Annotated in this window: 11 protein-coding genes; 8 read left to right on the plus strand and 3 right to left on the minus strand. The window is 53.9% G+C overall.

The window, feature by feature from the left end:
* Nucleotides 1-401: 401 nt before the first annotated feature.
* The 3 genes from AC2FNE_RS20565 to AC2FNE_RS20575 are packed head-to-tail and all read left to right on the plus strand — an operon-like array spanning nt 402 to nt 3,430.
* Nucleotides 402-1,049, plus strand: a complete 648-nt coding sequence (locus tag AC2FNE_RS20565) for a hypothetical protein (protein ID WP_496806169.1) — start codon at nt 402-404, stop codon at nt 1,047-1,049.
* Between the two features lie 19 nt (nt 1,050-1,068).
* Nucleotides 1,069-2,502 (plus strand): hypothetical protein, encoded by a 1,434-nt coding sequence (locus tag AC2FNE_RS20570; protein WP_496806170.1) that lies wholly within the window; start codon nt 1,069-1,071, stop codon nt 2,500-2,502.
* Nucleotides 2,489-3,430, plus strand: coding sequence for a metallophosphoesterase family protein (locus AC2FNE_RS20575; protein WP_496806171.1), 942 nt, complete (start codon nt 2,489-2,491; stop codon nt 3,428-3,430). The genes AC2FNE_RS20570 and AC2FNE_RS20575 overlap by 14 nt, the downstream gene beginning before the upstream one ends.
* Here AC2FNE_RS20575 and AC2FNE_RS20580 read toward each other — a convergent pair whose 3' ends face one another.
* Nucleotides 3,431-4,189, minus strand: coding sequence for a hypothetical protein (locus tag AC2FNE_RS20580; protein WP_496806172.1), 759 nt, complete (start codon nt 4,187-4,189; stop codon nt 3,431-3,433).
* 378 nt (nt 4,190-4,567) lie between these two features.
* Between AC2FNE_RS20580 and AC2FNE_RS20585 the strand changes: the two genes are divergently transcribed.
* On the plus strand, nt 4,568-5,296 hold the full coding sequence (locus tag AC2FNE_RS20585; protein ID WP_496806173.1) for an SdiA-regulated domain-containing protein: 729 nt from the start codon (nt 4,568-4,570) through the stop codon (nt 5,294-5,296).
* A gap of 287 nt (nt 5,297-5,583) precedes the next feature.
* Here AC2FNE_RS20585 and AC2FNE_RS20590 read toward each other — a convergent pair whose 3' ends face one another.
* Nucleotides 5,584-5,781, minus strand: a complete 198-nt coding sequence (locus AC2FNE_RS20590; protein ID WP_170607917.1) for a DUF3955 domain-containing protein — start codon at nt 5,779-5,781, stop codon at nt 5,584-5,586.
* Nucleotides 5,782-6,208: 427 nt separating this feature from the next.
* Here AC2FNE_RS20590 and AC2FNE_RS20595 point away from each other — a divergent pair, with 427 nt between their 5' ends.
* The 4 genes from AC2FNE_RS20595 (at nt 6,209) to AC2FNE_RS20610 (ending at nt 8,741) form a co-directional block, all read left to right on the plus strand.
* On the plus strand, nt 6,209-7,015 hold the full coding sequence (locus AC2FNE_RS20595; RefSeq protein WP_254442666.1) for a DUF805 domain-containing protein: 807 nt from the start codon (nt 6,209-6,211) through the stop codon (nt 7,013-7,015).
* A gap of 73 nt (nt 7,016-7,088) precedes the next feature.
* On the plus strand, nt 7,089-7,859 hold the full coding sequence (locus tag AC2FNE_RS20600; protein WP_496806174.1) for a hypothetical protein: 771 nt from the start codon (nt 7,089-7,091) through the stop codon (nt 7,857-7,859).
* Between the two features lie 28 nt (nt 7,860-7,887).
* Nucleotides 7,888-8,409, plus strand: coding sequence for a hypothetical protein (locus tag AC2FNE_RS20605; RefSeq protein WP_170482794.1), 522 nt, complete (start codon nt 7,888-7,890; stop codon nt 8,407-8,409).
* Nucleotides 8,410-8,414: 5 nt separating this feature from the next.
* Nucleotides 8,415-8,741, plus strand: a complete 327-nt coding sequence (locus AC2FNE_RS20610; protein WP_170482799.1) for a hypothetical protein — start codon at nt 8,415-8,417, stop codon at nt 8,739-8,741.
* Between the two features lie 64 nt (nt 8,742-8,805).
* Here the strand turns inward: AC2FNE_RS20610 and AC2FNE_RS20615 are convergent, their stop codons facing one another.
* Nucleotides 8,806-9,267 carry a hypothetical protein gene (locus AC2FNE_RS20615; protein WP_496806175.1) on the minus strand — a complete coding sequence of 154 codons (462 nt, stop codon included), beginning with the start codon at nt 9,265-9,267 and terminating at the stop codon, nt 8,806-8,808.
* Nucleotides 9,268-9,545: the final 278 nt, after the last annotated feature.

Raw genomic sequence — 9,545 nt, forward strand, 5'->3', positions numbered from 1 at the left:
GACCCCACCAACAATCTGATCGGATCACAGTTCGTTCGCTTCCCGAATACAGGACATGGTGCAACCTTGTTTTCGCAATGCGCACGAGATGTCGCAGCTGCATTCTTTGACCAGCCGAGCGAGCAGGTGAAAACTGCCTGCAGGGTAGACCTCGTCCCAACATATTTATTGCCAGAGGATAGACTTCCGTAAGAGACGAGTATTTGGGAAACAAAGCAGCGGATATTTGGTTAAAATGCCATTCTAACTCGCCGTTGGATGAAACAGGAACTGCCCGAATCGGCCCGATCACGCAGGATAATCACGATGATCAAAAAAACTAGATTTAAGCTTTGAGGGGAAGCTATCGTTGTTCGACCGCACATACCCCTGATTGTCTTACTTAATGGAAGGAGATTGTCTTGAATAGGATCTTCGCATTGGCATTGGCCTGCATCATTCCAATTCCGGCAGCCAGTGCGGCCGACGTCACCTCACGCGACGGTGGGCCTTCGCAGTCCGACATGCTAGCGCGCACGAACTCTGGTGCGCCTGATGGTGCAGCGTTTTTTCGCCCAGTACTGGACGGTGTTCTGTATCGTGGTGGTTTCTCCGGAGGTGACAAGGCGCGCACTGGATTGTCGTCTTCTCAACGCCAGTCGCTTTGTTCCGAAGGCTTTTCCCGCGGCTTCTATGCTGATTTCGGCAAGAACACTGAGTACGGAACGACCTCCTGCGGGTCGGGCAGCTTCGACTATCAGTCTGCGCGCTCTTCGCGTCCGGGGAATGTGATGAAGGCTGTTCATGACGTCATCAAAGGCAATGACGGGCCCGTCTACGTCCATTGCATGTGGGGCGTACACTCTTCGGGTGCGCTCTCGGCGATGGCACTGGTTCAGTTCTGCGGTTGGTCGGAGGATCGAGCCAAGGGCTATTGGAATGATGCGCGGAATGGAGCGCCTTGTTCGGGTGGCTGCGACGCGTGGATTGACGGCAAGTTCGAGCGCTTCAGTGTCGATCCGGCACTTCGGATCACAGACGCCGAACGCGCCGCGATCTGCCCAGATTAATGGAAGGACTACACCCAAAATGATCCGAGCTACGATTTCGCTCGTCGCGATACTCGCCGCCGCTCCCTCCTTCGCGACTGATGCGATCCGCGGCGAGGCAGCCACTTTTACGAGCCCCAACGGTGTGGTGGAGCGCTGCGTCAGGATCGCGCCGATCCCGGGCGGCGAATACTCCGACGGCGATCTGAAGGACGAAGCGGCGTTCTGCGCGATTGACCTCTACGCTACTGCCGTCGGGCTGTGCCCAAAGACGTGGAGCACGAGCCCCGGCATGATGGTTTATGACATCTCGAGTGGACCGTATGCGAGCGACCGCGCTGCCTTCGAACGCAACGCGTGCAAGGAGGGCAAGTCGGCCAAGGATCTCGCCGAAGACGACCTCGCCAAGTTCAAGGTGACGATGAATGCGGAAGGCACCAGCGGAACCTACTCCGCTTCACCGCTCCTTTACTATCATTTCTCGCGCTACTTCGATATGGATGTGAGGGTTCCTGTGACCGTCTGGCGGTCGATGGACGTGGCGATGCACAATTCCGAGGTGGCGAGGCCCGGCCTCGCGATTTCGGGCCATAATCGCTCTGCGCGGATGAATCATGCGGGATGGAAGCACCTCGTCAACGCCGAGGCGAACCCGGCCTCCTACAGCCCCACAGGCGACATCTTCACCAAGGACCGCACACAGATATACGGCATCCTGACGTCAAGCCCGGGCCATCGGTACGGATCCGAGCTCAACGGAACGCGGAAGTCTGGCTGGGGCAAGGGCCAGAACATGGACTTCCAGGAGACGCCGGCGTTCCTGGCGCTGCGCGAAGACGCGCCGCTGATCGAGGCGATCGATACCGGGCTCGCCAAAGCCCGCCGTGACGGCCAGATCAGCCGCGATCTCGGGCCCGACATACCCAGTGAGCAGATGGCCTACTGGACGCGCGAGATTTCCGAGATTGTGCTTCTCGACTTCATCTTCAGCCAGCAGGACCGGGTGGGTAACATCGACTTCACGCCCTACTATTACTGGATCGAAAAAGGCGATCTAGAGCACAAGAAGGCAAAGCATCATGAACCGGGTGATGGCGACGTGCCGGCGGGCGCGATGCTTCTCAGGCGCACCAACCTCAACGACAACGATGCGGGGGCGCGCGTGGCCTACGCGAACTTCGCTAAAACGACGCAGATGCTAGAAAAGCTCAGGCACTTCGACGGCAAGGTCTACAAACGCCTCGTGGCGCTCGATCGTGATCTGCAATCGCAGGGGCCAATCTACCAGTGGCTTTCGACAAGCCTTGGGTTAAAGGACAGAGAGGTCACTCAGGTCGTCAACAACACAGAACTCGCAACCGGCATCCTTCAGGAAGGCTGCAGAGCGGGGCGGTTACGGTTCGATCTGAACCCAAAGGAGTTCTTCCTTACTGGCGACGTCGTGCCTGATGAGATCAATTGTGATCCGGAATAACCTCGCGATTGGCCTTTTGCTTTGGGCGCTGGCCAGTGTTCAGGCGGCAGCGGAGGCCGTTCGGATCGTGGTGATCTCGGATCTGAACGGAAGCTATGGCTCGGTAAAATACGATGCGCGCGTCGACAAGGCGATTAAGCGGATAATCGAGATTGATCCCGATCTGGTGATTTCGACGGGCGATATGGTCGCGGGACAACGAATTCCCAATTTGTCAGACAAACAGGTCAGGGAGATGTGGAAGGCGTTTCACAAGGCCGTATCAGATCCTTTAGCGGCTGCCGGAATTCCATTTGCGGTCACGCCTGGAAACCATGATGCCTCCGCCTACCGTGGGTTCGAGCGTGAAAGAAAAATATACGCAGAGGAATGGACACCGAGAAAGCCAGACGTCGACTTCCTGGTTTCGGATGACTATCCGTTTTTCTACGCGTTTGAGATGCAGGGCGTAACGTTTGCGTCTTTGGATGCTACGACCCTAGGGCCGCTATCCGGCGATCAGCAGGACCGACTTGTGGAACTGGGTGCAAATGGAGACCCGATTGTCACTTTCAGTCATCTCCCACTTTGGCCCTTCGCGATCCAGCGTGAACGCGAAATCATAGGTGACCCAACACTTGAAAAAATTTACCTGGAAAGCGGTGTCGTTCTGCATCTGTCAGGCCACCATCACACTTTCTACCCAGGCTGGAAAGATGGTGTGGCTTATGTCTCCCAAGCTTGTTTGGGAGGTGGCCCGCGACGGCTTATTGGTAACAATGCCAAATCGCCACACAGCTTCACTCATGTTACGTTCCAACCAAATGGAGAGTTTGGGATAGCAGTATATCGAGGGCCCGAGTTCGAAAGGTCGGTAAATTTCAAGTCGCTTCCGAAAGAGATCAGATCCCCGAATGCGGTGTTGAAACGATTAGACCTTGTGAAATGACTAGAGGTTGAGTTTCAGTTCAACTTTTTCAGGGACTAGATCGATTATCATCTCTTCAATACGGGCTTCCGAAAGCCCACCCGAGGTAATGAAAAGCAATGAAACGCGAGATTTGCCGGGAACGTGGTGTCTTCTGACCAGCTTCCAGCCAGCGTCTGCGGCCATAGCTTCAATGGCTCCGCTGACTTTCAATGATTGCTCTTCTTCTGAAGCCTTGAGCGAAATCTCCACGCCCTTGTTTCGCCCACCGAGCCAAATGAAACACCAACATACAACCGCCACCAGTGTGGCCATCAGCGGCAAGCCCAGCCCTACCGCGAGCCCAAGCACGGTGACTATAATCATTTCCACCGTGTCGACCGGGTCATCCATATTTGATCGGAACCTCAACAGGGCTCCTATTCCAAAGATCACGAACCCGATCATAGATCCGTGCTGTACGACCAGAAACCCAACCGCCATGCCGACAAGCGCGTATAGGAAGAACAGTCGCGGCATGACGATATCGCGGACACTTCTGCGGGCTCTCCGCCTCACAGGGTGATAAACGATCAGTCCAGTCAATATGACAGTTACGATGACATCGAGAGTAAAAAAATACAGTTCCTGCTTACCACGAAACTGCGTCCAACGTCGTTCGATAAGTATTTCCGAATCCGAAGTACCGGCCAACATAGTCGCGGGGTCGATTTGTGACAACGCAGCACTTGGCAACAGCACCATCAATAACCCGGCCATAAGTGGGAAAGTCTTGTTCAACTTAACTTCCTTCCTGCTTACTCTAGCAGATTGCGTTCCGCCAAAGGCACATCTTGTCCAATACAATCGCAACAGGCGGGATCAGGTAAAGAGATTACCGTGCATTCTTCGGACATCGCATCCGGACTGTGATACGAACGCTGATACAGGGATGTGGTCCAAGCGCGAGAAAATCCAATGTCAGAACACAAGCTGCTTCGGTCGAAACTTGGGTTTTCACCGTGCTTCACCAAGCTTGGGACACTTGCTTCTTTTTCAAGCGCTACTTTTACATTACTGGCTTGGATCGAGCTCGCCCACGCCGAGAGTCACGGTTTGACTCTCATCGACTCATTCAAGGTGGCGGATAAATCGGAAGGCTTCTCGGAGCCTTCCGGAATGTCTCTGTCTAACGCTGAAGGCTTCTTGTGGTCAGTAAGCGACGCTGAACCTAAACTGCACCTACTTGGAATCGACGGGGCATTAGGAAACTCTTTCAAGCTGCCATCATTGGCGGGATCAGATCTGGAGGGCGTCGCATCACGAAAAGACGGGTCTATTTTGGTGCTTCAGGAAACTGATCGATCAATTCTAGTCGTTCACCCAACCGAACCCATTCAATTGACAACAATACCTCTCACATCTCTTAAAGGTTACCCGGCCGCCGCTGAATTACTCGTCGGCAACCCATTAAACAAGGGACCCGAAGGTATCGCCGTTGACCCGGAATCCGGGCGGGTCTTCGTTGGCATTGAAGGACAACCAAGATTGTTAATGGTCGTATCACCAGAGCTAGACGAAATTGTTGAGATCATTCCTTTAGCCCGCGATGCAGGTTTTATCTCCAAGCGTGTAGATGATGATGAACTAGATTTGAGCGGCCTAGCATGGTCCCCGTCCTCACGTTCTCTTTGGATTGTGAGTGACAAAGGCCGTCAAATCTTCGTCTACAATCCAGAGTCCAAGTCCGTAAAGTCTATCAGTTTGACGTTCACGGAAGACGGCAAACAAAAGGAAGTTAAACATCCCGAAGGGATCGCTCTCGATGAGACCAGAGGGCTTCTCTATATCCTGACAGACGATGCCAAGAAATCGCGGCTTTATGTTTTTGAGCAACCGGAGTTGTGAGAACTGTCCTACTAGTTCTGTCCGTTCTAACCGGTAGGAAACCGCGGTTTTATGCGCTTGACGGGCGCTAAACAGGGCGATTGTGTAGAGGTTTGGATCATTGGATTTCGGAGTCGATAGCTAAGCTCAATGTAGATGCTCACCGCTCTGCCGATACGCACCTTTTCAAGCTGCCCGTTCGGGGGCCAACCAATATGAGGAGGCCTGCCTAGACTTGGGCGGAGGTCGCCATCCTGGCGATTACCCAATTTGCATTATGGAACAGCTTTCTGACTGACGGAAGCGTTTCAGTCACGCCGCGATTGGAACAGAGAAGCGACAAGCACAACGACGCCAATTGCTGCGAGAATGAAAGTCAGCGGCAAAAAGAAGCTTTCTTGCAGAACACCGTTCGGGTCGACACCGCCATAAAACAGGTGCTCTGAAAGCCCACTTAGTGCAGCAAGGAAAAGGATGACGATACCAAAAAGGCGAAGTTTGGTCATGTCAGGTCTCCTAGGGGATGGACTAATATTTAGCATCGTTTGTTATGCCTGTGAATTGAGGGGGCTGGTTCTTCAATACCGTGATTGAATCGCAATGGCTTCTCATACAATGTCTCTCAGCATCTGGAGCGTATTTGGTGGAGTATTCAGCGGGCTCACCAGAGGCCACCCCGAAAGCCGAAAATCGCAGCCCGCAGCAAGCGATCTTCACTCTGAACGCGACTGTATTAGCAAGATAATCTGGAGTAATCCCGACGCGTTTTCGAGTGAACAGGACGTGCGGAACATGATGAATCTGTATCCCGGAATGTTCTGACGACGGACGCAATTGAAGCCGGACGCTCCGGTTCCGTTCCTCGCCATGGACAGCAACTGCTTCTACAATAATTGGACGCAAGCGGAAAGGCACGGCGGAGGGGCAACGTCCATGCGAAATGAAAGCTTTTTCAATGGCTTGTATTGGGCCGCCTCAATTTGCAAGGTCTGTTTCCTGCGCATGAGTGCCGTGCTTGGCCATCGCAGCAATGGTCGCTTCGGGCTCGATGCGGACGTTGGCCGAAAAATCGCGAATGACCCTTATGCAGATGGAGCAGGAGCCATCCCAACAGGACATAGCGGTCCATTGCAGGCGCAGAAAATCACGCGGCTTGACCAATGCTTGCGTTATGTTTCCTCTTGGCAGAACATATGTGGCAACGTTTTCAGGGAATGGACAAATATGAGTTTTGTTGAAGCAATAAAGACGTGCCTCACAAGATACTTCGTTTTTTCCGGGCGCGCGGCGCGGTCAGAGTACTGGTGGTTTGTGTTGTTCGTGGTCCTCGTCAGCATTGTTTTGGCAATCATCGACGCCTCTCTATTCGGCGTGAACCCTGAAACTGGAGAGAGTAGCCAAGTCTTCACTCCGATCTTCCAACTTGCAGTTGTCGTACCCATGCTGGCCGCCGGATGGCGGCGCTTGCACGACACTGGAAGACCAGGCTGGTACTTGCTCTTGCCTGCAGCGCTCAGCATCGCAACCATGTTCATGCTGTTCAGTGGCATCGCTGCATTTTCAGTCCTCGAGCAAAGGGCTGACGACCCTGAAGCATTGAGGGGCCCAGCGGCTCTACTTGGCGTCACCGGTTTGATGGTTGTGGGAGTTCTTCAACTGATACTCTCTGTGCTGATGATCTGGTGGCTAAGCCGACCGTCACAGGAAGGCACAAATGAATATGGTCCACCCGCAGCTTGAACTTATGACGAGGATCATCAGTGCTTTCGCGGCGAAATGACGAAACATGGCTTAGTTGCCTAGGAGGTTACTTATGAAGAGACATCTAGTCGCCGGCACGGTCCTCCCAATCATAATGTCATCACCTGCCATGGCTGACTGGAACTTCAGTGGGCCGCCGAACGCCAACGCCTTCATTCAGACCGGCGACATGACTCTGGAGTTGCAGTGCGATCGTGTCCGTTTCGCGCCAGCAGGTTATGAGGACTCGCAGGATATTGTCTCCAAGCAGGGCCTGTCTTTTCGGTTCATGAAGAATGGTTCGACCGAGGTAGGTGCGTTTCAGGCAGGATCAGTGAATGCGGATATCTCGCTCGTCGACAACTATCCTGTTGAGGTTAGTTTCTTCGATCAGGGGGACTATGATTTCGTTTTGGACCAGATCGCGCAGAACGCCGTTCTTAACCTTTCGATGGCTGACAAGGATGTCTCTTATGGCATCTTTACGCTCAAAGGATCGTCTGCGGCGGTTAGATCCCTGCGCGCGGCATGCAACTCCGGCGTGTCGGCATCTCAGAGCATGGAAGCGCCCGAAGGTATTGTCTATTGTGGAGGTGGCGCCGTTCAGCGGGTCATCGAATACGCGATGGTGGACCAACCGGATGACCAGTGGGATGCCATCGTGACCGTCAATGGCGAGACCGTTCGAGTGATGACCTCATATAGCTACTTCGGAAACTCCAAACCGCCAGCAGGCTTCCAGGTCGCGCTTCTGGGCGAAGACCGGTCAGAGTTCCTTGTCTTCAGTGATGGGGGCCGGAACTGGATCGAGTTTGGAGACTACACCTACGACCAGTGCAACTGAGGCACACAGAAGGACTGGAGATTCGAACATGGGTAGCCAACTGGCTGGAAATGTTAATCGCGCGGGTGCCGGGTGGTGGGCGGTTGCTCTCTGTGCCCTCTTTGTGGCCTTTTACACGGCCTCAGCACACGCGCAAGATTTGTCCGAACTGCCTTTTCCGTTGCTGGAAAAAGTCGAGGCCGCACGGCAGGCATGTTCGGATTTCGAGAACGGACAGTTCGCCCTCGAACTAGGAGCCGTTCACCGTATTGATCTCGATGGTGACATCCAACGGGACTGGGTTCTGGACGAGGCCGGGTTTGCCTGTTCCACCGCTGTGTCGCTCTATTGCGGGACAGGCGGTTGCATGTCTCACTTCCTGATCGAGGATCGTATGTTTTCGCTTCTCAATCAGGGATGGGACATGGCGAATATTGGCCCATTCCGCGTGCTTTTGGCCGATGTGCATGGCTCGCAATGTGATGGGATCAACCCAACGCCCTGCGTCGTAGCCAGTGTCTGGGATGCAGATGAAATGGTCTGGCGCAGCACGGGTGCAGAGTGGGAGTAGAATTTATGGAAAGGCGCCTCGAAAAGGTCATGCGTGCCATCTGTGCCTGCGCTTTGGTCCTGACCGTGACGGGATGTGTCGAAACCGCTCCAGAGGTCGCGATCAGCGAACCTGACCCGGAACTGAACTTCGTTCGTGGTTACCGAAACGCTGCAGACGAATGCCAGCTTGTCGGCGAAACGGCGTTCACTGTCGATTTCCTCGACGATGCGGCCGATCTTGTGGCCTGTCCGACGGGAAGTGAAGCAATGGCAAGCCTACTGGCGGAAACGGGAGCGACCGTAATTACCCAGACCAACAGCTTCTCGTTCTTCAGCATTCCCTACCGCTGAACCACATGCTTGCCCTGGACTTTGAATGGTCCTCTATGTCGATGAGTTCAGGACAACTGCCGGACTACTCCGCAACATCCAGAGAGAAGAAATACGTCGCGCACAACGCTTGATCGGCAATGCCTGCAGGTGGTTCCATGCCAGTAAACATCGCTACGCCAAGGTGGGTGAACCCGGAGCTGTCCTCACTCCAGGCTGCCATATACGTGATTGTTTGGTCGCCACAAAGCGTGTTTCCCTGCCTTAGTGGGCCTGCATCGCCTGATACACGAAACACCTGAGCAACAGGCACGTCGCCAGACGCACCCCAATTGCCTGAACTCTTGGGGTCATGAACTTCGAGATCAAGAAACCTGCCGGTCTCGAAGACTATCCGCTTGGTGGACAAGATTACTGGCCCGGTAATCGCCATTGCCGTTTCGCTGGAAGGATCGAAAGCCTTAGAATCCTCAAAGAGCGGTTGGGATGATGCTGGCCCCCCTAATATCCCCATAGCCATTGGTAGCATCAGGATCGATCGACGCATTTGCTTCTCCATTTTGCGAAGTGGTCTGACAACCTTAAACATCCTTTTGCTTCGTCGTCGAATGCAGCCGAGAGTTCTAGCCAATCGTTTCGAATGCTGCGCACGCGATCAAGGTCTGAGAAGGGCTCGAAGGAGACATTCGCAGAATTTTCCCCAGCGTCTGTTTCGCGGACTTAGCGGTCATTGATTGCCAAAGGTGCGTGAAGTCAAAAGTTGTGACATACTCTCAATATTCAGGGAGGATTGATTATGGCTGGCTGGCATATCGAAGGCGAGTA

The sequence above is a fragment of the Ruegeria sp. YKSD179 genome (assembly GCF_059612885.1).

Excerpts from the sequence above, each read along its gene's own strand:
- AC2FNE_RS20570 (WP_496806170.1), top strand. The coding sequence starts at position 1,069 with ATGATCCGAGCTACGATTTCGCTCGTCGCGATACTCGCCGCCGCTCCC.
- AC2FNE_RS20585 (WP_496806173.1), top strand. The coding sequence starts at position 4,568 with ATGTCTCTGTCTAACGCTGAAGGCTTCTTGTGGTCAGTAAGCGACGCT.
- AC2FNE_RS20590 (WP_170607917.1), bottom strand. The coding sequence starts at position 5,781 with ATGACCAAACTTCGCCTTTTTGGTATCGTCATCCTTTTCCTTGCTGCA.
- AC2FNE_RS20595 (WP_254442666.1), top strand. The coding sequence starts at position 6,209 with ATGCGAAATGAAAGCTTTTTCAATGGCTTGTATTGGGCCGCCTCAATT.
- AC2FNE_RS20600 (WP_496806174.1), top strand. The coding sequence starts at position 7,089 with ATGAAGAGACATCTAGTCGCCGGCACGGTCCTCCCAATCATAATGTCA.
- AC2FNE_RS20605 (WP_170482794.1), top strand. The coding sequence starts at position 7,888 with ATGGGTAGCCAACTGGCTGGAAATGTTAATCGCGCGGGTGCCGGGTGG.
- AC2FNE_RS20610 (WP_170482799.1), top strand. The coding sequence starts at position 8,415 with ATGGAAAGGCGCCTCGAAAAGGTCATGCGTGCCATCTGTGCCTGCGCT.
- AC2FNE_RS20615 (WP_496806175.1), bottom strand. The coding sequence starts at position 9,267 with ATGCGTCGATCGATCCTGATGCTACCAATGGCTATGGGGATATTAGGG.